At 53.0% G+C, this 25,163-nt stretch carries 22 protein-coding genes and 1 other annotated feature; of the genes, 1 reads left to right on the top strand and 21 read right to left on the bottom strand.

All coding sequences use genetic code 11. The features are described 5' to 3' along the window. Positions 1 to 33 precede the first annotated feature (33 nt). From KJW29_RS06375 to lspA, 11 genes are all read right to left on the bottom strand, one after another. Entirely contained in the window at positions 34 to 1,764 is a 1,731-nt protein-coding gene (locus tag KJW29_RS06375; protein ID WP_214629163.1) for a methyl-accepting chemotaxis protein, read from the bottom strand. Positions 1,765 to 1,934: 170 nt separating this feature from the next. Next, a complete protein-coding gene (gene pyrE, locus KJW29_RS06370) occupies positions 1,935 to 2,582 on the bottom strand; it encodes an orotate phosphoribosyltransferase (protein ID WP_281426334.1) in 648 nt (215 codons plus the stop codon). Beyond that, a complete protein-coding gene (gene pyrF / locus KJW29_RS06365; RefSeq protein ID WP_214629162.1) occupies positions 2,575 to 3,309 on the bottom strand; it encodes an orotidine-5'-phosphate decarboxylase in 735 nt (244 codons plus the stop codon). The genes pyrE and pyrF overlap by 8 nt, the downstream gene beginning before the upstream one ends. A gap of 23 nt (positions 3,310 to 3,332) precedes the next feature. Next, complete coding sequence (carB, locus tag KJW29_RS06360) at positions 3,333 to 6,560, bottom strand: carbamoyl-phosphate synthase large subunit (protein WP_214629161.1); 3,228 nt, start codon at positions 6,558 to 6,560, stop codon at positions 3,333 to 3,335. Continuing rightward, positions 6,547 to 7,692 (bottom strand): carbamoyl phosphate synthase small subunit, encoded by a 1,146-nt coding sequence (locus KJW29_RS06355; protein WP_087567711.1) that lies wholly within the window; start codon positions 7,690 to 7,692, stop codon positions 6,547 to 6,549. The genes carB and KJW29_RS06355 overlap by 14 nt, the downstream gene beginning before the upstream one ends. A 52-nt stretch (positions 7,693 to 7,744) precedes the next feature. Beyond that, positions 7,745 to 9,031, bottom strand: a complete 1,287-nt coding sequence (locus KJW29_RS06350) for a dihydroorotase (RefSeq protein WP_214629160.1) — start codon at positions 9,029 to 9,031, stop codon at positions 7,745 to 7,747. A 95-nt stretch (positions 9,032 to 9,126) separates the two neighbouring features. Further along, positions 9,127 to 10,029 carry an aspartate carbamoyltransferase catalytic subunit gene (locus tag KJW29_RS06345; RefSeq protein WP_214629159.1) on the bottom strand — a complete coding sequence of 301 codons (903 nt, stop codon included), beginning with the start codon at positions 10,027 to 10,029 and terminating at the stop codon, positions 9,127 to 9,129. A 5-nt stretch (positions 10,030 to 10,034) separates the two neighbouring features. Continuing rightward, positions 10,035 to 10,607, bottom strand: coding sequence for a bifunctional pyr operon transcriptional regulator/uracil phosphoribosyltransferase PyrR (pyrR, locus tag KJW29_RS06340; protein ID WP_087567708.1), 573 nt, complete (start codon positions 10,605 to 10,607; stop codon positions 10,035 to 10,037). 435 nt (positions 10,608 to 11,042) lie between these two features. Further along, positions 11,043 to 12,284: an LL-diaminopimelate aminotransferase gene (locus KJW29_RS06335; protein WP_246608611.1), complete on the bottom strand. Its 1,242-nt coding sequence runs from the start codon at positions 12,282 to 12,284 to the stop codon at positions 11,043 to 11,045. 96 nt (positions 12,285 to 12,380) lie between these two features. Continuing rightward, positions 12,381 to 13,337 carry an RluA family pseudouridine synthase gene (locus KJW29_RS06330; protein WP_214629157.1) on the bottom strand — a complete coding sequence of 319 codons (957 nt, stop codon included), beginning with the start codon at positions 13,335 to 13,337 and terminating at the stop codon, positions 12,381 to 12,383. Further along, entirely contained in the window at positions 13,315 to 13,842 is a 528-nt protein-coding gene (gene lspA / locus KJW29_RS06325) for a signal peptidase II (protein WP_087567706.1), read from the bottom strand. The genes KJW29_RS06330 and lspA overlap by 23 nt, the downstream gene beginning before the upstream one ends. 229 nt (positions 13,843 to 14,071) lie before the next feature. On the opposite strand from lspA, the gene KJW29_RS06320 reads away from it, so the two are divergent. Next, positions 14,072 to 14,800, top strand: coding sequence for a TraR/DksA C4-type zinc finger protein (locus KJW29_RS06320; RefSeq protein WP_214629156.1), 729 nt, complete (start codon positions 14,072 to 14,074; stop codon positions 14,798 to 14,800). A gap of 248 nt (positions 14,801 to 15,048) precedes the next feature. Here the strand turns inward: KJW29_RS06320 and KJW29_RS06315 are convergent, their stop codons facing one another. The 10 genes from KJW29_RS06315 to sigG all read right to left on the bottom strand — a co-directional run bounded on the left by KJW29_RS06315 (position 15,049) and on the right by sigG (position 24,984). Further along, positions 15,049 to 15,462: a DUF5665 domain-containing protein gene (locus tag KJW29_RS06315; protein WP_343222749.1), complete on the bottom strand. Its 414-nt coding sequence runs from the start codon at positions 15,460 to 15,462 to the stop codon at positions 15,049 to 15,051. Between the two features lie 87 nt (positions 15,463 to 15,549). Next, positions 15,550 to 18,642 (bottom strand): isoleucine--tRNA ligase, encoded by a 3,093-nt coding sequence (gene ileS, locus KJW29_RS06310; protein ID WP_214629155.1) that lies wholly within the window; start codon positions 18,640 to 18,642, stop codon positions 15,550 to 15,552. Between the two features lie 58 nt (positions 18,643 to 18,700). Then, positions 18,701 to 19,004, bottom strand: a binding site (T-box leader). A 113-nt stretch (positions 19,005 to 19,117) separates the two neighbouring features. Continuing rightward, entirely contained in the window at positions 19,118 to 19,615 is a 498-nt protein-coding gene (locus KJW29_RS06305; RefSeq protein WP_087567704.1) for a DivIVA domain-containing protein, read from the bottom strand. A gap of 162 nt (positions 19,616 to 19,777) precedes the next feature. Then, positions 19,778 to 20,560, bottom strand: a complete 783-nt coding sequence (locus KJW29_RS06300; RefSeq protein WP_214629154.1) for a YlmH family RNA-binding protein — start codon at positions 20,558 to 20,560, stop codon at positions 19,778 to 19,780. A 10-nt stretch (positions 20,561 to 20,570) separates the two neighbouring features. Next, a complete protein-coding gene (locus tag KJW29_RS06295) occupies positions 20,571 to 20,852 on the bottom strand; it encodes a YggT family protein (protein WP_187099863.1) in 282 nt (93 codons plus the stop codon). Positions 20,853 to 20,859: 7 nt separating this feature from the next. Beyond that, complete coding sequence (locus KJW29_RS06290) at positions 20,860 to 21,333, bottom strand: cell division protein SepF (protein WP_214629153.1); 474 nt, start codon at positions 21,331 to 21,333, stop codon at positions 20,860 to 20,862. Beyond that, the gene (locus KJW29_RS06285; RefSeq protein ID WP_214629152.1) at positions 21,330 to 22,043 is read right to left on the bottom strand and encodes a YggS family pyridoxal phosphate-dependent enzyme; all 714 of its coding nucleotides are present in this window, start codon (positions 22,041 to 22,043) and stop codon (positions 21,330 to 21,332) included. The genes KJW29_RS06290 and KJW29_RS06285 overlap by 4 nt, the downstream gene beginning before the upstream one ends. Positions 22,044 to 22,052: 9 nt before the next feature. Then, positions 22,053 to 22,907 (bottom strand): peptidoglycan editing factor PgeF, encoded by an 855-nt coding sequence (gene pgeF, locus KJW29_RS06280; RefSeq protein ID WP_214629151.1) that lies wholly within the window; start codon positions 22,905 to 22,907, stop codon positions 22,053 to 22,055. A gap of 77 nt (positions 22,908 to 22,984) precedes the next feature. Then, on the bottom strand, positions 22,985 to 23,266 hold the full coding sequence (locus KJW29_RS06275) for a YlmC/YmxH family sporulation protein (RefSeq protein WP_214629150.1): 282 nt from the start codon (positions 23,264 to 23,266) through the stop codon (positions 22,985 to 22,987). 935 nt (positions 23,267 to 24,201) lie between these two features. Continuing rightward, positions 24,202 to 24,984 carry an RNA polymerase sporulation sigma factor SigG gene (gene sigG, locus KJW29_RS06270; protein WP_087567858.1) on the bottom strand — a complete coding sequence of 261 codons (783 nt, stop codon included), beginning with the start codon at positions 24,982 to 24,984 and terminating at the stop codon, positions 24,202 to 24,204. Between the last annotated feature and the right edge of the window lie 179 nt (positions 24,985 to 25,163).

The following is a 25,163-nucleotide window of genomic DNA, read 5'->3' as shown; positions in this document are numbered from 1 at the left end:
CCGCAGGGAATAACGGAACAGCAAGATGTCCATCTATGCCTTCACTTTAAATTGGCCAACGGCCGCTCCCAGTTGATCCACGATATGATCCAGCGTGCGGGATGCGTCTGCAATATTGTCCGTCAGCGCCAGCTGCTCTTCCGTAGCAGCCGCTACGTTTTCCGTTTTCTCCAGACTTGCGGCAGCCGTAGCCGCCGATTGTTCCGAAGACGCGCTTACCTGCTCGGAGCTCGCGGACATCTGCTCCGTTATCGCCGAGCTTTCTTGCAGCTGCTCCGTCATCTTGTTGACTGCGGCACTAATCGCATTTAAGCGGAGGTTCAGCTGAGCGACGCGATTATTGCCATCTTCCACCTCTGCAAGCGTTTGACGCATAACGTCCGAAGCGTTGGCGATCTCCCCTCTTGTTTCCGTTACGAGATCGTTAATGCCTTCCGCAGATGCGAGAGAGCTTGCGGCAAGCTTGCGAATCTCGCCGGCAACGACTGCAAAGCCTTTGCCATGTTCGCCGGCGCGAGCAGCTTCGATAGATGCGTTAAGCGACAGAATGTTCGTTTGGTTCGAGAAAGTCGTAATGTTTTCCGCGATGGAGCCGATCTGTCCGGAACGCTTCTCGAGCGTTTCAATAATGCCGGAGAGGCGATGAATGACATCAACCATGCCTTGCATTCGTTCTTCCAAACGATTCAGCGCTTCACGGCCTTCGTCTGCTTCTATCGAAGTGGAAGCGGAGTGATCCGCCATAGTCGACGTATTTTCCGCGATGCGGCCGATGCCAACCGTCATCTCTTCGATGGCGCGAGAAGTCTCTGCGGCGCCCCGTGCCTGCATCTCGGAATTTTGCGTTACTTCCGCGATTTGTCCCGCCACATGCTCCGATGCCGCCGCGGACTCCGATGCAGCGATCGATAAGCGCGTGGAGGAACTTTTAACTTCGGAGGCGTTCTTGACGACGCCCGAGATCAATCCATGCATCCTCTCGATCATGTCGTCCACGGAATGGAGGATCCGTCCAAGCTCGTCTTTGCCATACTTGGCGGCGCGCGGCGATGTCAGATCTCCTTGGCTCACCAGGTTGGTCTTTTCGAGTACTTTTCTGATCGTAGAGGTCATCGCGCGCGTAATCAGGATCAGCATAACGAGAAGCAGCAAAGTAACGACGATGACAGCGACAAACGTAAAGAGCTGCGAGGAGTCCAGGTTTGATTCGATCTCCTCCATCTTCTCGTCCGCAAAGGCTTCAATGTTCTTCACGACTTCGTCTACGCCGGTGCGGGCGGTCTGGAACAAGGAGTCGACTTCCGGATTTACGGCAAGCGGTTTGCCGTCATTTGCTGCCGCAGAGGCCGCCGAAAACCATGCGTTATAGTTGTCATCAAACGAATTCAAAATGTCGCCGACTTTCGCAGCGGATTCTCCTTTGTCCAGTTGGAGCAATCCAGCGGATTCCATCAACGTCTTCGCGGAAGCGACTCTCTCGATTGCTTGATCCTTGTTCGCAATCATCTCTTCATTCATCGTTTTTAGCGAGGCCGCGTCCAACGCGCCCGATTCGATCAGAAGATAAGCATTGTTGGCTTGATAGAGATCGCGGTCTGCATTAAGCATGAGCCTGCTAACCTGATTGGAGGTTTCGTGTATGGACGACTTCATATCGTCGAATACTTTCCGTTGCTCTCCCAAAAGCATAAGTCCGGTCATCGTATAAAAAAACAAAGGAACAGCTGCCAAAATAACCAATTTTAAACCAACTGAAATTTTCATATTCGTCTCTCTCCTCGTCTTATTACCGATACTTATTTATCGGATAAAACGAAGGCAATATGTAACAGCAACCCTAAACTTTTTAAATTTTATTTGTCGAAAAAAAACGTTCCGGCTCTCAACCGGAACGTTCTTTATTTCGGGTGCTTCAAGTACGTCAGAGAATATCGTTACTTCCCGAACGATTGAGGATTTTGGCGCCATGCTTGAAGCGTCGCTACATCAGCTTCTGCCACGAGCCCTTGCTGCGCCGCTTCTTGTATAAGCGCCGAGTAGTTCGACAGCGTCTCAAGCTGGAATCCATCATCTTCGAAGGACTTTGCGGCGGAATCAAATTGATACGTGAAGATCGCGAGTACGGCCAGCACTTCGCCGCCCGCTTCACGAACGGCTTGAGCCGCCTTCAGCGAGCTGCCGCCCGTCGAGATCAGGTCTTCGATGACGATAACCTTCTGACCTTCGGCGATGCGGCCTTCGATCTGATTCTGTTTGCCATGTCCCTTCGCCTTATCGCGAATGTATGCCATAGGCAGGTTCAGCTTCTGCGACACCCAAGCGGCATGCGGAATGCCCGCTGTCGACGTGCCCGCAATGATCGCTGCATCTTGATAACGCTCGCGTATGATCGTCGCGAATCCCTCTGCGATCATATCGCGAATCTCGGGATAACCCATCGTCAAGCGGTTATCGCAATAGATCGGCGATTTGAGACCCGATGTCCATGTAAACGGTTCGTTCGGACGAAGCGCAACGGCTCCAATCTTCAGCAGGCTCTTCGCGATCTCTTGGGGCAAATTCGATAATGTCAGCTTAGTCAACTGCAATCAGCTCCTCGATGATAGATTCAATCGCGGCGCGCGGCTCCGGCGACGCCGTTATCGGTCTTCCGATAACCATGTAATCCGTTCCTTGGCGTAACGCCTCGCCCGGTGTCATGATGCGGGATTGGTCTCCGACATCAGAACCGGCAGGACGTATGCCAGGCGTTACCGTGACGAAATTAGCGCCGCAAGCGGACTTGATCGCGACGACCTCGGACGGTGAAGCGACGACGCCTTGCAGACCTGCCGTTCTTGCCAACTTTGCATAACGAATGACCGACTCTTCCACTGGGCCGGGTATGCCGATCTGTTCGTTCATAACAGAGACGCTCGTGCTCGTAAGCTGCGTCACCGCGATGACCGCTGGCGCGGTACTGCCGTTAGGGAGCGCTGCTTGAACGCCTTCCATCGCAGCCTCCATCATGGCTGTGCCGCCCCCTGCATGGACATTAAACATATCGATGCCCAGCTTCGTTACGCTGCTCGCTCCGCCTTTGACGGTATTCGGTATATCGTGCATTTTGACATCCAGGAAGACGTAATATCCGCGTTTCTTAAGGCTCTCCACAAAGGATGGGCCTGCAGCATAAAACAGCTGCAAACCCACCTTCATATAACAGGGAATGCCCTTCAGCTCCTCGATCAGTCGTTCGGCCGCCGCGGCGTCCGGATAATCCAGAGCCACCATGATGCGTTTCGCGGCCTGTTCGCTTGTCAGCTTCATCTGCAATTCCCCCTATTTACTTGTTATTTGCCGGATTTGCTCAGCACAGGCATGGCATGGGACGAGAAGTTGATCGTCTCCATCATGCGGAGAAGCGCACGGACCGTATCAAGCGATGTCATGCAAACGACTCCGTTCTCGACTGCTTCGCGGCGTATGCGGAAGCCGTCGCGCTCAGGCGCCTTGCCTTTCGTCAGCGTATTGACGACGAATTGCGCTTTGCCTTCGCGGACCATGTCTAGAATGTTCGGCGAACCTTCGCTCAGCTTGTTCACGCGTTGCACATACAAGCCTGCAGCTTCCAGCGCATCCGCCGTACCGCCGGTTGCCATAATTTTATAACCGATTTGGTTGAAGCCTCGAAGCAGCTCCACCGCTTCTTCTTTGTCCTTGTCGGCCACGGTAGCGATGATAGTTCCGGATGTCGGAATTTTCATGCCTGCGCCGATGAGACCTTTGTACAGTGCTTTCGCATACTGCACGTCGCGTCCCATTACTTCGCCCGTCGACTTCATCTCCGGAGTCAGCGTCGGGTCGACGCGGCGCAGCTTGGCGAAGGAGAAGACCGGCACCTTGACGGAGACGTATTCGTCTTCCGGCCACAGACCGTCCACATAGCCCTGAGAAGCAAGCGTTGTGCCGAGAATCGCTTTGGTCGCCAGGTTCGCCATCGGCAGGTTCGTCACTTTGCTCAGGAACGGAACCGTACGGGACGAACGCGGGTTAACCTCGATCACATACACTTTCTCATTGTGAATTACGTATTGGATGTTAACGAGACCGATGACCTCGAGTTCTTTCGCGATCTTGATTGTAATTTCAACGATCTGCTGCTTGATGTCATCCGAGAGCGATTGCGGCGGGTAGACCGCAATGGAGTCGCCGGAGTGAACGCCTGCGCGCTCGACATGCTCCATAATGCCCGGGATCAGAACCGTCTCTCCGTCGCAGATCGCGTCGACTTCCGCTTCCTTGCCCATCATGTAGCGGTCGATCAGTACCGGATGCTCCGGATTGATCTTCACGGCTACTTCCATGTAGTTTAGCAGTTCCTCATCGGAGTATACGATCTCCATAGCCCGTCCGCCCAGAACGTACGATGGACGTACAAGCACCGGATAACCGAGCTTCTGTGCCGTTACAACCGCTTCTTCGACCGATGTTACCGTGCTGCCTTCCGGCTGCGCGATGTTCAGCTTGCGAAGCAGCGCTTCGAACTTCTTGCGGTCTTCCGCCGCGTCGATGCTCTCCAGGCTGGAGCCCAAAATGCGTACGCCTGCTTTAACCAGAGGCGCAGCAAGGTTGATTGCGGTTTGGCCGCCGAATTGCACGATTACGCCGATCGGATTCTCTTGTTCGATGACGTTCATAACGTCCTCGAAGAAAAGCGGTTCGAAGTAGAGGCGGTCGGAAGTGCTGAAGTCCGTCGACACCGTCTCCGGGTTGTTATTGATGATAACAGCTTCGTACCCCGCGTTCTGGATCGCCCACACCGCGTGAACGGTCGAGTAGTCGAACTCGATGCCTTGACCGATCCGGATTGGACCGGAGCCGAGTACGAGAACCTTTTGTTTAGTCGTCTCCGTCACTTCGTTCTCCACCTCGTACGTGGAGTAGTAGTACGGTGTAGTCGCTTCGAACTCGGCCGCGCACGTATCAACCATCTTGTAGACCGGCTTTAGTCCATTCTGCAATCGGAATGCGCGAACCTCCGCTTCTGTTGTATGGCTGCCGTTCGGGAAACCTTCCTTGCGGATTTCCGCGATGGAGCGGTCGGAGAACCCTTTGCGCTTCGCTTCGTACAGGGTTCCCGCCGACAGCGTTGCTTCCTTGCGCAAACGGTCTTCGAAAGCGACGATGGACTCGATTTTGTCAAGGAACCACCAGTCGATTTTCGTGATGTCTTGAATCTCTTGCAGGGAGAAACCGCGGCGGAATGCTTCCGCTACGAGGAACATGCGCTCGTCATCCGGCTTCTCCAGGCGATTGCGCAGTACCGACTCTTCCAGAGAACCCGCTTCCTTGAGATGCAGACGGTGAGCGCCGATCTCCAGTGAACGAACAGCTTTATGGATGGATTCTTCGAAGGTGCGGCCGATGGCCATAACTTCGCCGGTAGCTTTCATCTGAGTTCCGAGCTTGCGGTTGGCGCTAACGAACTTGTCGAACGGCCAACGCGGAATCTTCGATACGATATAGTCGAGCGTCGGCTCGAAGCATGCGTAAGTTTGACCCGTAACCGGGTTAACCAGCTCATCCAACGTGTAGCCTACCGCGATCTTCGCAGCCATCTTCGCGATCGGATATCCCGTCGCTTTGGAAGCCAGCGCGGATGAACGGCTTACACGCGGATTCACTTCGATGACGTAGTATTGATAGCTGTGCGGATCCAGCGCGAATTGCACGTTGCAGCCGCCTTCGATATTGAGCGAGCGGATGATTTTAAGCGACGCGGAACGAAGCATCTGGTACTCGCGGTCGGACAACGTCTGCGAAGGCGCAACTACGATGCTGTCGCCCGTGTGCACGCCGACCGGGTCGAAGTTCTCCATATTGCAGACGACGATGCAGTTGTCGTTCGCGTCGCGCATCACTTCGTATTCGACTTCCTTCATGCCGGCTATCGACTTCTCGATGAGACACTGGCTGATCGGGCTGTAGCGAATGCCGGAAGCCACGATTTCGCGAAGCTCTTCTTCGTTCGCGCAGATGCCTCCGCCTGTACCGCCAAGCGTGTACGCAGGCCGAACGATGATTGGATAACCGATGGAGTTCGCGAAGTCGACGGCGGCTTCAACCGTCGTAACGATCTCGCTCTCAGGCACCGGCTGCTCCAGCTCGCGCATCAGTTCGCGGAACAAGTCGCGGTCTTCCGCTTTCTCGATGGCGATTAGCTGCGTGCCAAGAAGCTTAACGTTCTCGCGCTCCAACACGCCTGCACGCGCCAGCTCTACTGCCATGTTAAGGCCGGTTTGACCGCCAAGCGTCGGCAGCAAGCCGTCAGGACGTTCCTGGCGAATGATCTGGGAGACGAACTCCAGCGTGATCGGTTCGATATAAACCTTATCCGCCATGTTCGTATCGGTCATGATCGTAGCCGGGTTGCTGTTAATAAGCACAACCTCGTAGCCTTCTTCTTTTAGTGCCTGGCAAGCTTGCGTACCGGCATAGTCGAACTCCGCCGCTTGTCCGATCACGATCGGCCCGGAGCCGATCACGAGAATTTTTTTCAATTCATTATTTCTGGGCATACTCAAGCTCTCCTTTCAACGTCTCCGACAAGACGGCTTGACGAGGTTTTTGCGGGTTGTTTTTTTTGTGCTCGCGGATCATCTCAAGGAATTCGTCGAACAGGTAGCTGGAATCGAACGGACCAGGCGCTGCCTCCGGATGATATTGAACGGAGAAGGCAGGGTGCACGTTATGCTTCAAGCCTTCGATTGTTTTGTCATTGTTGTTGATGTGCGTAACTGTCAGCTGCGTGCCGTGAACCGTATGGTCAAGCACCGTATAGCCATGGTTCTGCGATGTAATGTAGCAGCGGTTTGTAGCCAGCTCCTTGACAGGATGGTTGCCGCCGCGATGACCGAATTTCAGCTTGCCCGTATCTGCTCCGCAAGCCAGCGCGAACAGCTGATGACCAAGGCAGATGCCGAAGATCGGGAATTCGCCGATCAACTCGGAAATCATCTTCACGGCATGCGGTACGTCTTTCGGGTCCCCAGGGCCGTTGGACAGCTGTATGCCGTCAGGTGCCAAGCGGCGAATCTGGTCTGCCGTCGTGTCATGCGGAACTACGACTACGTCGCAGCCGCGTTGCGTCAATTCGCGCAGGATGCCGCTTTTGGCGCCAAAGTCGACCAATACGATGCGCTCGCGGTTGCCAGGACTGGAGAAAACATTTTTGGTGGATGTGCGTGCTACCTGATCTCTCAGCAGTTGAGATGCGTTCAGGCGTTCGGCCAGTTCTTCCACTTTTTCGTTGCCAGTCGTGATCAATCCTCTCATCGTGCCGAAATGACGTAGCTTGCGAGTCAGCATGCGCGTATCGATATCGCTGATGCCGGGAATGCCGTACTCCTTCAGCAGTTGCCCCAGCGAATATTGCGCGCGCCAGTTGCTCGGAACAGGCTCATGGCGGCGAACGACGAAGCCGTGAATGTGAGGGCGCAGCGCTTCGAAGTCATCGCGCGTAATGCCGTAGTTGCCGATCAATGGATAGGTCATCGTAACGATCTGTCCGCAATAGGATGGATCGGAGAGCACCTCTTGATAACCTGTGATACCTGTATTAAAAACGACCTCGCCCGTCATTTGCGTTTCCGCACCGAAGGACAGACCGGTGAACAACGTTCCGTCTTCCAACAATAATCTTGCTTGCATCCGTCTCACTCCTCAGCTGTTAGTAAGGTTGTTCAAACATCTATTTCCAAAGTTATTTCGACCAAACAATGTTTCCATTCACGATTGTCGTTACCGGCCAACCCTTGAGCTGCCATCCGCCGAAAGGCGTATTGCTGCTCTTGGACAGCGTATCTGCCGGATTTACCGCTCTTTCGCTCTCCAGATCGACGATCGTGATGTCGGCAGGCGCCCCAACCTCCAGCCTTCCCGTGTTTAACCGGAACACGCGTGCAGGGTCCTTCGTCATTTTCTCCAGCAGGAATCCGAGACTCCAGCGGCCGGTTTCGACGAACTTCGTGTAGAGCAGCGGGAATGCCGTCTCGAAGCCAACGATCCCAAATGGCGCAAGATCAACTCCGCGAGCCTTCTCTTCTGCGCTGTGCGGCGCATGGTCGGTGACGATCATGTCGATCGTGCCGTCCTCCAGACCCTCGATTACGGCTTGAACATCGCGCGGCGTGCGAAGAGGCGGGTTCATCTTCCAGTTAGCGTCATCGAGCCCCGGGATATCCTCATCCGACAAGATCAGGTGATGCGGGCAAACTTCTGCGGTAATTTTTGTACCGACCGACTTGGCCAGACGGATAAGTCTGACCGACTGCTCCGTGCTGACATGGCAGACATGGTAATGAACGCCGGTAGCTTCGGCCAGCAGAGCGTCGCGGCCTACATGGATGGCTTCCGATTCGTTCGGGATTCCTTTGATGCCGTGCTTGCGGGAGAATTCGCCTTCCGATGCCCAAGCGCCCTCCACAAGCGTATCATCCTCGCAGTGTGCGATGACCGGCATGTCGAGCGATCGAGCCAGCGCCATCGCGTCTTTCATCATCTGCGCATTTTGTACGCCTACGCCGTCGTCCGTGAAACCGATCGCGCCTGCTTCCTTAAGAGCGGCGAAGTCGGTCAGCTCTCGGCCCAGTTCGTTCTTGGTGATGGCTGCATAAGGCAGCACCTTTACGATACCGGCATTTTTCGCTTTGTCGACCACATATTTGACCGTCTCCGGCTTATCGATGACCGGGCGCGTGTTCGGCATGCAGGCGATTGTTGTAAATCCGCCTTTGGCTGCGGAGCGCGAGCCCGTAATGATGTCTTCCTTATGTTCGAAGCCCGGATCCCGCAAGTGTACGTGCATGTCGATAAAGCCTGCCGACACCAGCTTGCCTCCTGCGTCCACAGCATCTGCCGAGCCTGTGTCGACATCCGCTCCGCTATCGAGAAGCTCGGCTATGATGCCGTCCTCGATACGGATATGTTTGCTCTCGAGACGTTTTGTCCCCTCGTTCCAGACATTGCCGTTCTTAATCCATAATGACATGTTGACATCTCCATTCGACCCAAAAGTCCGATTCTGTCTCGCCTGCCTTACAAGAGGCTCTTATAATGAAGCTGGACAGCTGACCAGCTGATTGTCTAACTTAGCGCCCGCTCCACAACCGCCATTCTTACCGGAACCCCGTTTTCCATCTGCGGGAAAATTCTCGATTGCGGATGCTCCACCAGCTCGTCGTCGATCTCCACGTTCCGATTTACTGGCGCCGGATGCATGATGATGGCATGCGAATTCATTCGCGAAGCACGTTCCGCCGTCATTCCGAACTGTTCGCGATAGGATTCCGCCGAGTTCAGCATGCCGCTCTCATGACGCTCCAGCTGTACGCGCAGCATCATGACGACATCAGATTGAATCGCTTCTTCTATCGGAATATATGGTGCATCCAGTTCCATCGCTCTCATATTGTCCGGGGCGCAGAAGCTGACGTTCGCTCCCATCTTGCGAAGTCCGTACAAGTTGGAACGCGCTACTCGGCTATGCAGTATGTCCCCGATAATGGATACGTTTAGCCCTTGCAGGCTGCTGCCAAAATGTTTGCGAATCGTGTACATATCCAGCAGCGCCTGTGTCGGATGTTCATTATTGCCGTCGCCGGCGTTAATGAGCGGCACCTTGATCTTCTCGGCCAGTTCAGCGAGAACGCCGATCGGCTTTAGCCGGATAATGCCGACGTCTATGCCCATGGATTCAAGAGTGCGCACCGTATCGTAAATCGACTCGCCCTTCTGCACGCTGGAAGCAGCAGCGGAGAAGTTGATCACTTCCGCTCCAAGCCTTTTTTCCGCGACTTCAAACGAAAAGCGTGTCCGCGTGCTGTTCTCGAAGAACATGTTTGCAGCGAATTTTCCAGCCATATGCGAGTGCACTTTGGATGGATGGTTCTCCCAGTATGCCGCCCGATCCAAAATACCTTCAATTTCCGCCTTGTTGAGCTCTTTCAGACCGAGCATGCTGCGCTCCTTCAGTTGCGTTACCGTCATGCCGCTTACCCCCTATGATGAATGATGGTCACTTGATCCTTCAAGTCGATCTCCTGAAGCGATACTTGGATTTGTTCTTGTTTGGAGGTTGGCACGTTTTTGCCGACAAAGTCCGGCCGGATGGGAAGTTCGCGATGGCCGCGGTCCACGAGCACGGCAAGTTGAATGCTGCGCGGTCTCCCGCAATCCATCAGCGCGTCCATGGCAGCCCTTATCGTACGTCCGGTATATAATACGTCGTCGAACAGAATGATCCGTTTGTCCTTCGTCCGGAATGGGATTCCGTCAATCTCGCCGAGTGCGGCAGCCGATTCCATCTTGGCCGTCGCAACCGATTCGTCTTGGCGATCGTCCCGATATTGCGTAATATCAAGTTCCCGTACCGGTACCGGCTTGCCTTCGATCTCGCCGATGCGTTCGGCTACCCGATTTGCAATGTAGACGCCGCGAGTCCGAATGCCGACGATTACGCAATCGTCAATGCCCTTGTTCTTCTCGACGATTTCATGAGCGATCCGCGTAAGCGCACGACGTATCGCCGTATCGTCCATAATGACCAGATGTTCTTCTTCTGCCATGTCCGCGCTCCTTTCTGCCTCGCCTCATCCGATGATTCCTTGTCGTCCAACATTTAGCGCGTCCCGACGTCGGTCATACAAAAAGACTCCATGCGAAGATGTCCGCAAGGAGTCTGTGACCAGTCGGGAAAAAATCGGAGCCCACTCGTCGCATCATGATTTCGAAAACACGAATGCGGGTGGATTGTCCAATTCCGTCCATTAATGACCAATATTCACGCTACCTTGCCAGCCTCTCGGGACTGAGTTAAAGGTTCTGCTTAGTATCATTGGAATTATCCCACGTTCGACAAGCAATGTCAATAGTCAAAGCCATCATAGCCGATGTTGTCGAATGAAAACGGTTGGTTACAGAAGTCGTGGTTAGTGTTCGTCCAATCCGGCAGCCTATTCAAGGGTAGCGTTGGCAATACGTTCATGTTCGATCAAACTGCCTTACAAGCTCAGCTTGCGGATCCGTTCGACCGCCTTAACCGTGTTCTCGCGGCTGCCGAATGCCGTCAGGCGGAAGTAGCCTTGACCGCTTTGACCGAAGCCTACGCCCGGAGTACCGACGATATTGGCTTCGGACAAAAGTTTGTCGAAGAAGCTCCAGGAATCCATGCCTTGCGGCGTCTTTAGCCAAATGTAAGGAGCGTTTACGCCGCCGAACACTTCCAGTCCGATGGAAGCGAGACCGTCGCGGATAATGCCCGCGTTCGTCATGTAATAGTCTATCAGCTCGGAGATTTGTGCTTTGCCCTCCGCGGAATAGATCGCTTCGGCGCCGCGTTGCGTCACGTAGGAGACGCCATTGAATTTCGTTGTATGGCGTCGATTCCACAGGTCGTTGATCACGACGGAGTTGCCGGCAGCGTCAAGGCCTTTGAGCCCGCGCGGCACTACCGTGTAAGCGCAGCGTACGCCAGTAAAGCCGGCTGTCTTGGAGAAGCTGCGGAATTCGATCGCGACTTCCTTGGCGCCTTCCACTTCGTAGATGCTATGCGGAACGTCATCCTCCTGGATGAAGGCTTCGTACGCGGAGTCAAACAGAATAAGGCAATTGTTTTCGCGAGCATAGTCTACCCAAACCTTCAACTCGTCCTTCGTCAGCGTCATGCCAGTCGGATTGTTTGGATAGCACAGGTAGATCAGATCCACTTTGCGGTCCGGCAGAAGCGGCTTGAAGTCGTTCTCCGCCGTGCACGCCAGGTAGACGATATTATCGTAGCGTTTCGTCTCCCCGTTGTACTTTCCGGAGCGTCCTGCCATAACGTTTGTATCTACATAAACCGGGTATACAGGATCTTGAACCGCTACAATGCTGTCCGCGCTAAAGATCTCCTGGATATTGCCTACGTCGCACTTGGAGCCGTCCGACACGAATACTTCATTCGACGCGATTTCCACGCCACGGCTCCTGTAGTCGTTTTCGATGATCGCATTGACCAAAAAGTCGTAGCCTTGCTCCGGGCCATAACCTCGGAACGAAACCGGCTGCGCCAGCTCGTCTACCGCTCCGTGCATTGCTTTAAGCACAGCTTCCGGCAAGCCGCGCGTTACATCGCCGATACCCAGACTAATAATTTCGGCTTGGGGATTCTCTTGCATAAATTTCGTACGGCGTTTTGCGATTTCGGAAAATAAATAGCTGCCTTGCAGCTCCAAATAGTTCTGGTTAATGGATGTCACTTGCATTCACCTGTCCTTGTTTCGATTTTTATCCGATTGAATATAGGATATCGTACTTGGACGACAAGCATCATGCAGAATGTGAGCAAAAGTTTGCACTTGTTAGCGGTGACGCAGATTAACCAGAATTTGTTCCATATCGCTTGGCAAGGCTGCTTCAAAATGCAGCCTCTTTCCCGTACGCGGATGCGTGAAACCAAGCACTGCCGCATGCAGGGCCTGTCCGTTCAGCGGAACCGTCTTATTGCGTCCGTAGACTGGATCTCCGGCCAGCGGATGGCCGATATACTTCATATGGACGCGGATTTGATGCGTGCGTCCAGTCTCGAGCTGGAGCTCTAACAGCGAATAGTCTTCGCCGATTCGCTCCAGCACGACGAAATGAGTGACGGCCGTCTTGCTGTTGCGATCCGTGACGGTAAACAGCTTGCGATCGGCAGCATCCCTGCCGATCGGGGCGTCCACGGTTCCTTGGTCATGCGGCAGTTTTCCATGCACGAGCGCGATGTATTTGCGCGTGACGCTATGCTCTTTGAGCTGCTCTGCCAGAGAGACGTGCGCAAGATCATTTTTGGCGGCCATCAACAAGCCCGTCGTATCCTTATCGATCCGATGCACGATACCCGGCCTTAGCAAACCGTTGATTCCGCTCAAGTCTTTGCAATGATACATTAACGCGTTGACAACCGTCCCGGAGGAATGTCCGGGAGCGGGATGGACGACCATCCCTCGCGGTTTATTGATGACGATGAGATCACTGTCTTCATACACAATGTCGAGAGGGATATTTTCAGGCTTAATATCCGCTTCTTGCGCCTCGGGAATGACCAGGACGACGGTATCTCCTTCGCTCAGCTTGTAATTCGCTTTGATCGAACGTCCGTTTACCGTAGCTGCGCCTTCTCTGATCCATTCCTGCACTTGCGTGCGCGACAAGCCGGCTTGTCCAAGCTCGGCAAGTTGATCCACTATAAATTTGTCCGTGCGTTCTCCAGCCGTTTCAGGCCGTATCCGCCATTCCAGATCGTCCTCGCGATCAAGAGACAGGTTGCTGCTCATGTTGTTCGGGCTCCTTGTTTTGCTCTTGGTTTTGTTTTCTTTTCTCATCCCTGGCGACGAGCAGCGTATCCAGCAAAATCAATCCGACGCCGATCACGATGCCGGAATCCGCAATATTGAAGATCGGGAACGTATAGCTGCCAAAGTTGAACTTGAAAAAGTCGACAACCTCGCCGAAGCGAACGCGATCAATGAAATTGCCGACTGCGCCGCCCAGCACAAGCGCGAGGCCCGTCAGCAGAATCGGCTTGCCGGATTTGCGCATGAGCTGAATATAAGTAATCAGCCCGATTAAAATAACGGTCGTAATAATGATGAAGAACGTTCGCTGCTCCTGCAGAATGCCAAATGCGGCGCCTCTGTTCCGGTGCGAAGTGATCAGAAAGAAATTGCCGATCACGCTGATCTCGTCGTACAGCTCCATTCGGGTCGCTACGATTTTTTTGGTAATAAAGTCGAGCACGAACACGAATACAGCTAGCAGATAATACAAGAAAACACGCATGGGATCACTCCTATAAAGTTTGAGATGGCTATGTATTCCGGCACATACGACCGCTCCACATAGTGTAGCACAGGAACGGGTACGGAGCCAACGCGGCGAGGCGGGCATCATGCGGGTACGATGTGCAATAACCAGGCTTCCATGCATGTCCATACTGAAATCCGGCCATTCGGCAGAAACTACGCAGGACAAGACGAAGAATGATCAACAAAGGATGGTGCCCCATTCCATGAACTCATTATCGAAATCGCAACGCGACCTGCTCAGAAGCAGATTAACGGATGACCAAGCCGATATCGAATCACGGTTAGAGCAGAACGAACATGATGGACTGTCCGAAGCTTTGCGCGATTCTACAGGCGAGCTCTCGCCTATCGACAATCATCCCGGAGATGTCGCATCCGAGCTGTATGAACGCGAAAAGGACATTGCGCTTCTGGAGCAAGAGGAGTTGCACCTTAGACGAATCGAAACCGCCCTCGACGCCATGGACAAGGGCAGCTACGGAACTTGCGTCGCATGCGGCAAGGATATACCGTTCGAGCGTCTCGATGCCGCACCTGACACCCTCTATTGCATCGATCATGCACCGCGAAACATCGTGAGCGATAATCGTCCCGTCGAGGAAATATTTCTAAAGCCTCCGTTCGGCAGAAGCAGCCTCGACGAACATGAATATAACGGCTTCGATGGCGAGGATGCCTGGCAGATCGTAGAGCGCTTCGGCAATGCGGATTCGCCTGCCATGTCGGAGAACCGGGACGTCGCCGATTACGACCACATTGGCATAGAAGCGGACGAAAACGACGGCTTCGTGGAGCCGCTCGAAAGCTTTGTGGCAACAGACATTACCGGCCGTCACGTCACGATCGTGCGCAATCGGGAATACGAACGGTACATGCATAGCAACGAAGGCGATTTCGACCTGCAATACGATGATCAATACGATGAGAATTAACGCTTATCGCAAGAACGCTTCATTAATAGTGCGAGTTCAAAAAGTTCGGTTCTCAGTACAATAGCGTATGCTTCCGATGCTGCGTTTTTTTCAAAAACGCTGTAGAAGATTGGATGAAGCTAGAACCTGAGGAGCGGAGCGTAGTGGAAGCTACGTGAGCACCGGAAGGTTCGGCTGAATTCAATATTCGACGTCGAGTAAGCTTCTAGAAATACTTCGTAATGGGAAGCGGACTTTTTGAACAACCTCTAATATTGTTTGCCCTCCAGCTGAATCTGTACGATCTTCACGATATCCGCAATGTAATCGCCGATGATGGGCAGGTTGAGCGCACCGAGAATTCGAAGCACATACAAAATCGTGGCAGCAAAAAAAGTAAATCCAATTGCGATACCGATGCCTCTTGCCGTTCCGGCAAGCAGGTTGCGCCAGATTAGCTTTAAGGGCTTGTTGAGCAGATCGACGTACTCCGCAATATGGGTACGTTCCATATTGGTGGCTACGTTCTCCAGCCTCTTGTCAACGGCTTCCAGCGATCTTTGAAGCACGGTGAGGTCCTTAGGCTCGTGCACGGCAGACTGGGTTTCGTGTTTGGCTTGCTTCGGCTCTTTCCTCGCTTCTTTGTCGTCCGTCCACTTCGAGTTATCCCGTTTCATTCGCATCGCAACATTACACCTCCGTTACAGAACAAGGAAAGCCCGCTCCGCCGGCATGGCGGCAAGCGGGCTTCTCACTCTTATACTATAACCTTAACCCTTGATGAAAATGCCAATTTCCTTATCGCCAAGGGAAACTCGGTCCATGCCTTCCTCTACCCCGAAGGATAGGGATTGAAGCAATACGTTTTCGTTCAACACGCTCTCGAATGTCCGTAGCGCCTCTTGAAGCGTCTGCTCGGCGTCCAGTACAAGGTCGATGCGTTTCTCGATGGGCAGATCCAGCTTCTTGCGCGTGTCCTGAACGGCGCGAATCACCTCGCGAACCCATCCCTCTTGCTCCAGCTCCGGAGTAATGTCGGTATTTAGCGCGACGGTCACGCCGCTGTCCGATGCCGATGCGAAGCCCGACTTCGCTTGTTTCTCCACAAGCAGCTCATCGATGGAGATTTCCAGCGACTCCCCGTCGTTGGTCGAGAAGGAGTAGCCTCCTCCGTTAACAACGGCGCGTGTATCCTCTGGCGTCATGGCTTTCAGGGATGCCTGGATAGGGCCTACGTATTTGCCGTATTTCTTGCCGGCAACCTTGAGATTAAGCTTCAAAGTGAAATCAACAAAACCGCTGTCCGAGGTTTGAACGGTGATGGCCTTGACGTTGATTTCGTCCTTGATGATTTCCTCGTATTCGGCAATCGCGAAGTCGCGATCCAGCGATACGATCAACTCCGATAACGGCTGGCGCGTCTTGATGGATGTTTCGTTCCGCACATTCCGCGCAAGCTCGACAATTTGTTTCGCGCTGTCCATATCCCGTTCCAGCGCGGCATCGATCAGCGATTCATCCACAGCCGGGAACTCGGCCAGATGGACGCTGTCTTCGCCGCCGAGATTGCGGTACACGTCGTCCGCGAGAAGCGGAGCGTATGGGGCGATCAGACGAGATAACGTCATCAGCACGTCGCGCAGCGTCGTATATGCAGCTATCTTATCGGCCGAGAGGCCGCTTCCCCAGAACCGATCGCGCGAACGGCGGATGTACCAGTTGCTGAGCTCATCCACGAAGTTCTCGATCGCTTTGGCCGGATTCAGGAAGTCGTTGCTATCCAAACCTTTGGAAACTTGAGCAATCAGGCTGTTCATCCTCGACGTAATCCAGCGGTCGAGCTTGTTGTCCGATCTACTTGATTTGTGCTGCGCAGGATCAAAGCCGTCAATTGTTGCGTACAAGGCGTAGAACGCGTGCGTATTGACGATTGTGTCTATAACTTTGGACTTTGCTTCGCCTACAATGCCGCGCGAGAATCGTTTGCTGTTCCAAGGTGCGCTGTCTGCAAGAAGCGCCCAACGGAATGCGTCCGTTCCGTACTCGTTGATGATCTCCCATGGATCGATAACGTTACCCTTTGATTTGGACATCTTCTGTCCGTTCTCGTCCAGGATATGTCCCGTCGAGATAACCGCCTTGTACGGCGCCTTGCCATTATAGAGCGTGGATACGGCCAACAGGCTGAAGAACCAGCCGCGCGTCTGGTCGATGCCTTCGCAAATGATGTCCGCGGGATATTGCTCCTCGAACGTCGCTTCATCTCCGAACGGATGATGCTGCTGGGCGAACGGCATGGAGCCGCTGTCGAACCAAACGTCGATTACCTCCGGCGTACGTCTCATAACGGCGCCTTCCGAGAACGGCGACTTCAGCAGAATGTCGTCTACATACGGCTTATGAAGCTCAATATCCTCAGGCACTTCACCAACCGCACGGGCACGTAAATCCGCGATGCTGTCCGGTGCATACTGCTGTCCTGTCGCCTCGCAAACCCAAACGTTAAGCGGCGTGCCCCAGTAACGGTTGCGGCTGATGTTCCAATCGACCAGATCCTCCAGAAACTTGCCGAAACGGCCTTCGCGGATATGGCCCGGGTACCAGTCCACCTTGCTGTTGTTCGCGATGAGCTGATCCTTGACCGCCGTCGTCTCGATGAACCAGCTTTCCGTTGCATAATACAGAAGCGGCGATTTGCAGCGCCAGCAGAACGGATAGCTGTGCTCATAACGCTCCTTGGAGTAGAGCAGCCCCTTCTCGCTAAGCATCTTCACGATGTCGACATCGCAATCCTTGACGAAACGTCCCGCAAGCTCCGTTACCTCGTCTACATAGCGTCCGGCATTGTTTACGACGCTCAGCATGCTGATGCCGTTCGCGCGGGCGACTTTGTAGTCGTCTTCGCCGTGCGCAGGCGCGATATGGACAATGCCCGTACCGCTGCTGTCGCTGACGAAGTCGCCGGCAATAACGATATGGCCTTTCTCGATTGGCACGTATCGGAACGGCGGCTCGTAAGAACGGCCTACCAGTTCCGCGCCTTTCACGGTGGACAGGATTTCGAAATTCTCCTTCAGGACGGACTCCGCCAATGCGGCTGCCACAATGTAAACCTCGCCGTCCTTCGACGCGCGAACATAATCAAGTTCGGCGTTTACGGCAAGCGCTACGTTCGCCGGGAGAGTCCAAGGCGTCGTCGTCCAAGCCAGGATGAATTCGCCGGAATCCTGCAGCTTGAATTTCGCGGTCGCGCTAAGATCCTTTACGTCCTCGTAGCCTTGCGCGACTTCATGCGAGCTCAGCGTCGTCTGACAGCAAGGGCAATACGGGCTTACCCGATGGCCGCGGTACAGCAGCCCTTTTTTGTGAATCGTGGACAAGATATGCCACACGCTCTCGATATATTCGTTCTTCAGCGTAATATATGGATTATCCAGATCCGTCCAGTAGGCGATGCCTTCCGTCAATTCTCGCCATTGCTTCTCGTACTCGAACACGCTGTCCTTGCACTTTTTCACAAAAGCTTCTACGCCGTAATTTTCGATTTCCTGCTTGCCGGAGATGCCCAGCTGCTTCTCGACGCCAAGTTCAACAGGCAAGCCATGCGTATCCCAACCCGCTTTGCGCACGACACGGTATCCGGACATCGTCTTGTATCGGCAAATAAAGTCCTTGATTACCCGTCCGAGCACGTGGCCGATATGCGGCGCTCCATTGGCTGTCGGCGGTCCCTCGTAAAAGACGAAATTCGGCTTGCCGGCCCGGTTCTCGATCGATTTCCTGAACGTGTCCTCTTCTTTCCATTGCGCCAGTACCCGCAGCTCGCGGCTGCGCGCGCGTTCCTTAACGTCTACGCGTTGCATTACTCAACAGCTCCTTCACTTGATATGTCGGCAAAAAATAAAATAAACCCCGCCCCTGTAAAGGGACGAGGTTTGCTCGCGATACCACCCTTGTTCCGCAGCCTGTACAGCTCCACCATAGGAACTCTCCGATCATCCCGACGACGATCAGCGGCTGCGACACCTTGTCTGCGAACCCGACTTCGATTCGCGGTCCCTGTAACGGAGGACTGTCCGTCGACGCTTAATGCTGCACTTCTCGCAGGTTAGGCGGCGCTTCTCGGAGAGGATATTCGGTAACGGCTCATACGCCGGGCTTGCAGCAATCGCCGGCTCTCTGTGGAATGATTCCGATACGTACTTGTTCTCGTCATTGAAGTTACATTCATCTTATGTTGTCTTTAATAGTTAAGTTATAACGAATTCTTGAACGAATGTCAAACGATATTGTCGCAAGATTACTCATGCAAACATCGAAGCTGTCTCCAGCCAGCCCCTAACCCCTCAACAATTCGCGCTCCGAATCGCGGCTGGACGAATCCAGCGTCTCCCAGCCGTCCTGCGACAGCAGCTCTAGCTGCGCTTCCACAAGCGTGCGGAACCGCGCGCGGTAGATCGACGCCTGCTTCTTCAGTTCTTCCACTTCCAGGGCGACCTTGCGGGACTTGTTGAGCGAATCGTTGACGATGCGATCGGCATTCTTCTCGGCTTCCTTAATGATCAGCTGAGCTTCCTTCTTTGCATTGTTGCGTACCTCGTCGGCCGCTTCCTGCGCGACGATAATCGTTTTGCTGAGGGTTTCTTCGATATTGGAGAAGTGGTTCAGCCTCTCTTGCAGCGAAAGCATTTGGTTCTGAATTTCCTTGTTCTCGCGAATCAGGGATTCATAATCCTTAATGACCTGATCAAGGAATTCATTCACTTCGTCTTCATCGTATCCGCGTAATCTGCGGGAAAATTCCTTATTATGTATGTCCAATGGCGATAACGGCATTGGAGCACCCCCTCGTATGAAGTTATTACGTGGCGGACGACGGATTCTCCGTTCGCAATACGCCAGCCTGTTGAAGAGTAGGATTCGACAACGTTATCCCTTTTTCCTGCTGCCGCATAAAACTATTTGTGTACGAAAGCCATGATTTCGACAATAGTTTCCTTACACAAATTTGCCGATAGTGACCCGTATTCGTCCCTTTTTAGTAACTCCTTCTACCTCGAGCACCTTAAATCGGCCAAGCCCCTTAATCGACACGACGTCGCCTTCCTTCAGAGGCTCGGAGGGATCCTCTTCCGTTTTCCAGTTCACTCTGCAGCGCCCGGCTTTGATGGGATCCACAATCTTCGAGCGGCTAATCCGGTAGACGTCGCTTGCGATGCCGTCCAGACGCATGGAAGCGACCGTCAAGCTCATCTCCTCCAGCTTGGGGAGCAGCGCCTGCAGCTTCTCAATGGGAAGCAGCTCTGTCAAAACGGCTAAACGGTGAACTTGGCGCAGATGGATATTCAAATAATCGGCGATTTCATCGGTGACGATAATGTGAGCGAAGCTCTCATGGACATGGATATCGCCTATTCGATCGCGTTTAATGCCTAGCCCGAGCAACGCCCCCAGGAAGTCGCCATGATCCAGCTCCAGGTGGCCGTTCCCGCTCGCATGGACGGCAAGTACGGCAATAGCCGCAGACTCGTCATCCAGGCTGCGGTAGTCGGGCGCTATGAGGGCTCGCCGGCGCTCTGCCTCGGGATAACCGCCTTCCAGACGTATCGTGACATCGGCATTGCGTCCTGCCAGCATGGACAGTATTTGCGCTTGTCTCGGGTCTAAAAAATCGGTCCGCTTCAGCTCATGAAGCTGTGCGGACCGCTCGACCCATTCCACAGCCCGGTCGACGAACGTTTTCTCTTCCGGGTGGAAATGTTCATATATGCTTGCTTTCATACTCATCGCCTTAGCCCATACCGAACAGGAATCCGACAACGGCAATCAGACCCATCCGCACGAAATTCAAAGCGAGAAGCGCGATGATCGGCGACAGATCCAGCACGCCGCCGATTGGCGGGATAAATCTGCGGAATATGCCGATGTAAGGCTCCACGATTTTCCCTAAAAATTGTCCAATGAAGCTTTCCCGAGCATTCGGGAACCAAGACAACAAGACATATCCGATGATGAGATAGCTGTAGATGTTTAATGCGAGACCAATAAAATTAATAACTTGTAATTCAAACAATTCAAGGTCACCTCATTTTAGTGTAATCGTTCTCTTCAGCAAGCATTTCTGTAATGGCCCCTTGAATTTCAACCGAATCAGGCGTACACAGGAAGATGTTCGGTCCAAGCTTCGAGATGCTACCGTTTAAAGCGTATACCGTACCGCTCAAGAAATCAACAATGCGAAGCGCAAGATCGCTGCGAACGCGCTGAAGATTCACAATAACCGCCCGGCGGGAGCGCAGATGATCGGCGATCTCTTGCGCTTCGTCGTACGAGCGCGGCTCGCTAAGCACGACGCGCACGTTCTTCTGCGAGTGAATGCTGACGACATTGTTGGCGGAACCGCTGCCAGCAGAGTTGTTCCTGTTGTTTCTACGTTGTTCGAAAGCTGTGGTTTCATGTTCCTGCTCGTCTTGCTGAGCGACGCGTTCTCTCTCCACGACTTCTTCTTCCTCTTGCAGACCGAGAAAATTCATGAATCGGTTCATCACGCTCATAGCTCATCCTCCTCTTTTCCTACTAGAATACTACCCAATCTGATCCAGGTTGCACCCTCCTCGATCGCTACCTCGAAGTCCCCGGACATCCCCATGGACAATTGCGTAAAGGACTCGTCTGCCGCGCCTGTTGCCAGCATCTCGTCCCTTAGCTCCCGCAAGCTTCGGAATACGGGTCTGGCAGCTTCCGCTTCCAGCTCGTAAGGGGCCATGGTCATCAATCCAATGGGTTTAATGGTTGGATATTCCTTAAGAGCGCCTAAGAAACCTTGCAGTTCTGCCGGCTCGATTCCGTGTTTTCTCTCTTCACCGGATACGTTCACTTGAATGAAACAAGATACGATAACATTCAACTTTACGGCTTGCTTATGTATCGCCTCAGCCAGGGACAGCCTGTCCAAGGAATGGATGAAATGAAATTTGCCAACTACATCCTTTGCCTTGCGGCTCTGCAAGGATCCGATGAAATGCCAGATTGGGCTATCTTCTACTGGCGATTCTTCATTAAGCGTGCGCCACTTGGCTTCCGCGTCCTGCCATCGATTCTCCCCGAGATGTCGAAGGCCGCTCTCGTAAGCTTCTTTGGTCCGCTCCAGCGATACATATTTGGTTACTGCAACAACGCCGATTTCGTCGCGTTTACGCCCTGAACGGAGGCAAGCATCTTCTATTCTGCGCTCAACCTGTTGTATGCGATCCTGTATAGTCATCTTGAACAATCACCTTTCTGCCATTCCGATCCAGCTGGCCATACGGCCTGTCTTGCCGCCTTCCATGCGGTGGGAGAAGAAAAGATCAGCCCTGCATCCCGTGCACCACTTGCTTAATTCGATACGAGTCGGCAAAATTCCTGCTTTTATCATAATCTGTCGGTTTAATTCTTTCAAGTTCAGTCTCGCTTTGCCGCTTGCCTCGGGAATCATGCAGGTCAAGGCCAAAGTCTCGCTTAATCCAAGCCGGTTCATCAAAGCTTCGACTTCGGCAATGACTTGACCGTCTACTTCATAACAGCATTCGCCAATGGATGGACCGATTGCGGCAATCAATCGCTCAGGACGAGTGCCGTATGCCTCAGACATTCGACGAACGGTCTCTGCGGCAATGCCTCCTACCGTCCCTCTCCAACCCGCATGAGCAAGCGCTACCGCCCGATGCTCCGGATCAAAGAAGTACAACGGGACGCAATCGGCGTAGAAAGACGTTAGCAGAATACCCTCTACATCCGTCATGATTCCATCGCAGCCTTGGATGGTATCTTTCATCGACGATCGTCCGCGGCCTTTATCTCCTTCGCGCACCTGATGGACGGCGGCTCCATGGATCTGCTCCGCACAGGTCCATGCTTCAAACGGCCAACCGATATCTTCCGTCAGTAATTTTCGATTTTCGATGACATCGCCTTGCTTATCCCCTACATGCAGCCCGATATTCAAGCTATTCCAGGGTGCGGAGCTGAAGCCTCCCGCCCTTCCGGAAAATCCTGCCGTAAGTCCGGGTGCGCCATCCATCCATTGAGACAACAAAAAAAGCGAAGGTTCCTTCGCTGTTCCATCTTTGCGTCGAAACGGTTCCATGCGGATCACCTCTTGCAAACTGTCGTTAAGCGCTGCGCATCTTCGGGCAGCGACTTGTATTCTACAAGTGTATACGCTCAGGTCCGCACATGCAACTCATCCTCTTCATCCCGAATAGACTTGGCTTCATCCATTCGGACGAGCACCACGTCCGCACCTATCTTGACAATGTTGCGCCAAGGGATGACGACCTCCGTGCCGCCATTGCCGAAGAAGCCGAATACCTTCGTAATCTGAGGCACGACGATGAAATCGATTCGTCCTTGTCGCAGATCAAGCTCCAGGTCGCTTATATGTCCCAGCTTTTTGCCGTCCACTATATTAATAACATCTTTGGCTTGGAAATCCGATATTTTCATTTATGCTCACCACTCTTCCGGCGGAATTGTTGCACTGACCGTGCTGACATTTTCGTCCTTTGTATAGTATATGAGCCATTCGCCTAATATGTCCGGCCTTAAGTGAAAATAACGACAACGTTTACGTTTGGCCTACTTAGCCCAACCAAACCGCCGCTTAGATCTCTGTCTCTGTCTCTGTCTCTGTCTCTGTCTCTGTCTCTGTCTCTGTCTCTGTCTCTGTCTCTGTCTCTGTCTCTGTCTCTGTCTCTGTAATTGTGCATTTATGCTCATTTTTTCAATATACCCGTCTCTGATCAGCGCTTTGTTCAATTATACATAAATTTTCTTCCCTGGCGGCGATTTAAGGCACTCCAGGCTCAAAATTAGACATATTAGCACAATTTTTCGGATTTCGGGATCATGCGAGGCAATAATTGTGCATATTTGATCAATTGTATTCCGAAGTTTACTTCACCACTCATCGCTGACACCATATGGGCAGTCTAACGCCGCTCGTTCGCCTACTTTTTGGACCCATAGGCGTTACTACCGCCTATGCACGCTAATCAGAGTTACTTTCCGGTCCATCGGCGTTTTTAACGCCTACAGCTGCTCGTTCGCCTACTTTTTGGACCCATAGGCGTTACTAACGCCTACGCACGCTAATCAGAGTTACTTTCCGGTCCATCGGCGTTTTTAACGCCTACAGCTGCTCGTTCGCCTACTTTTTGGACCCATAGGCGTTACTAACGCCTATGCACGCTAATCAGAGTTACTTTACGATCCATCGGCGTTTTTAACGCCTACGGCTGCTCGTTCGCCTACTTGTCTGGAATGTCGCATAATTTCCTTAATAAAAAAATCCTTTTCCCCGCCGGAAGCGGAGAAAAGGATTTCTGTCGGACATCTAGGACGTGTATGGTCTTACGCATTCATAGCTTTTGAGTTACACTTCAAGTTTTGACGTGCTTCTGCATTTGCTGAATGGCCGATTTCTCCAGTCTGGACACCTGCGCCTGGGAGATACCGATCTCGTCGGCCACCTCCATCTGCGTCTTTCCTTCGAAAAATCGCATCGACAGAATCATTTTCTCCCTGTCGTTGAGCTTATGCATCGCCTCGCGCAAGGCAATCTCCTCGATCCAGGATACGTCCTTGTTGCGATCATCGCTGATTTGATCCATCACGTAGATGGGATCTCCCCCGTCGTGGTAGATCGGCTCGAACAGCGAAACAGGATCCTGGATGGCATCCAGGGCGAAAACGACATCTTCTTTGGGCACGTTCAGCGCCTCGGATATTTCGAAGATCGTTGGTTCCCGCGAATTTTTATTCGTCAGGCTGTCGCGCACTTGAAGCGCTTTGTACGCTATATCCCTCAGACTCCGGGACACCCGGATCGGGTTGTTGTCGCGCAAGTATCGCCGAATCTCGCCGATAATCATCGGCACGGCATACGTCGAGAACTTGACGTTTTGGCTAAGGTCGAAATTATCAATCGCCTTCATGAGTCCGATGCAGCCAACCTGGAACAGGTCATCCACAAACTCTCCCCTGTTGTTAAATCGTTGGATAACGCTAAGCACGAGCCGCAAATTGCCGTTAACCAGCTTCTCTCTTGCTGCCCACTCGTTCCTGGTCTGCAAGGCCGTGAACAACTCGCGCATCTCGACATTGGTCAGAACAGGCAATTTAGCGGTATCCACTCCACAGATCTCGACTTTGTTTCGGGTCAACGTGATTACCTCCCAAGGAGCAACATTAATGTTCATTATCTCCCTGGGTCCTCATTTTATTCCTGCTCCCGACAACCTTCGACAAGCGTATTTTTTTATAAAGTCATTTTTTAAATTTGCAATAAGAATAAAAAAGTTCAGTTTTCAGCACCGAGAAGATTGGAAGAAGCTAGAAACTG

It is taken from the genome of Paenibacillus agaridevorans (assembly GCF_018604145.1).
GTDB lineage: Bacteria > Bacillota > Bacilli > Paenibacillales > Paenibacillaceae > Pristimantibacillus > Pristimantibacillus agaridevorans.
Note: the sequence above shows the minus strand (reverse complement) of the source record. Positions and strands in the feature narration are given on the sequence as shown.

Excerpts from the sequence above, each read along its gene's own strand:
- KJW29_RS06375 (WP_214629163.1), bottom strand. The coding sequence starts at position 1,764 with ATGAAAATTTCAGTTGGTTTAAAATTGGTTATTTTGGCAGCTGTTCCT.
- pyrF (WP_214629162.1), bottom strand. The coding sequence starts at position 3,309 with ATGAAGCTGACAAGCGAACAGGCCGCGAAACGCATCATGGTGGCTCTG.
- carB (WP_214629161.1), bottom strand. The coding sequence starts at position 6,560 with ATGCCCAGAAATAATGAATTGAAAAAAATTCTCGTGATCGGCTCCGGG.
- KJW29_RS06355 (WP_087567711.1), bottom strand. The coding sequence starts at position 7,692 with ATGCAAGCAAGATTATTGTTGGAAGACGGAACGTTGTTCACCGGTCTG.
- KJW29_RS06350 (WP_214629160.1), bottom strand. The coding sequence starts at position 9,031 with ATGTCATTATGGATTAAGAACGGCAATGTCTGGAACGAGGGGACAAAA.
- KJW29_RS06345 (WP_214629159.1), bottom strand. The coding sequence starts at position 10,029 with ATGACGGTAACGCAACTGAAGGAGCGCAGCATGCTCGGTCTGAAAGAG.
- pyrR (WP_087567708.1), bottom strand. The coding sequence starts at position 10,607 with ATGGCAGAAGAAGAACATCTGGTCATTATGGACGATACGGCGATACGT.
- KJW29_RS06335 (WP_246608611.1), bottom strand. The coding sequence starts at position 12,284 with ATGCAAGTGACATCCATTAACCAGAACTATTTGGAGCTGCAAGGCAGC.
- KJW29_RS06330 (WP_214629157.1), bottom strand. The coding sequence starts at position 13,337 with ATGAGCAGCAACCTGTCTCTTGATCGCGAGGACGATCTGGAATGGCGG.
- lspA (WP_087567706.1), bottom strand. The coding sequence starts at position 13,842 with ATGCGTGTTTTCTTGTATTATCTGCTAGCTGTATTCGTGTTCGTGCTC.
- KJW29_RS06320 (WP_214629156.1), top strand. The coding sequence starts at position 14,072 with ATGAACTCATTATCGAAATCGCAACGCGACCTGCTCAGAAGCAGATTA.
- KJW29_RS06315 (WP_343222749.1), bottom strand. The coding sequence starts at position 15,462 with ATGCGAATGAAACGGGATAACTCGAAGTGGACGGACGACAAAGAAGCG.
- ileS (WP_214629155.1), bottom strand. The coding sequence starts at position 18,642 with ATGCAACGCGTAGACGTTAAGGAACGCGCGCGCAGCCGCGAGCTGCGG.
- KJW29_RS06305 (WP_087567704.1), bottom strand. The coding sequence starts at position 19,615 with ATGCCGTTATCGCCATTGGACATACATAATAAGGAATTTTCCCGCAGA.
- KJW29_RS06300 (WP_214629154.1), bottom strand. The coding sequence starts at position 20,560 with ATGAAAGCAAGCATATATGAACATTTCCACCCGGAAGAGAAAACGTTC.
- KJW29_RS06290 (WP_214629153.1), bottom strand. The coding sequence starts at position 21,333 with ATGAGCGTGATGAACCGATTCATGAATTTTCTCGGTCTGCAAGAGGAA.
- KJW29_RS06285 (WP_214629152.1), bottom strand. The coding sequence starts at position 22,043 with ATGACTATACAGGATCGCATACAACAGGTTGAGCGCAGAATAGAAGAT.
- pgeF (WP_214629151.1), bottom strand. The coding sequence starts at position 22,907 with ATGGAACCGTTTCGACGCAAAGATGGAACAGCGAAGGAACCTTCGCTT.
- KJW29_RS06275 (WP_214629150.1), bottom strand. The coding sequence starts at position 23,266 with ATGAAAATATCGGATTTCCAAGCCAAAGATGTTATTAATATAGTGGAC.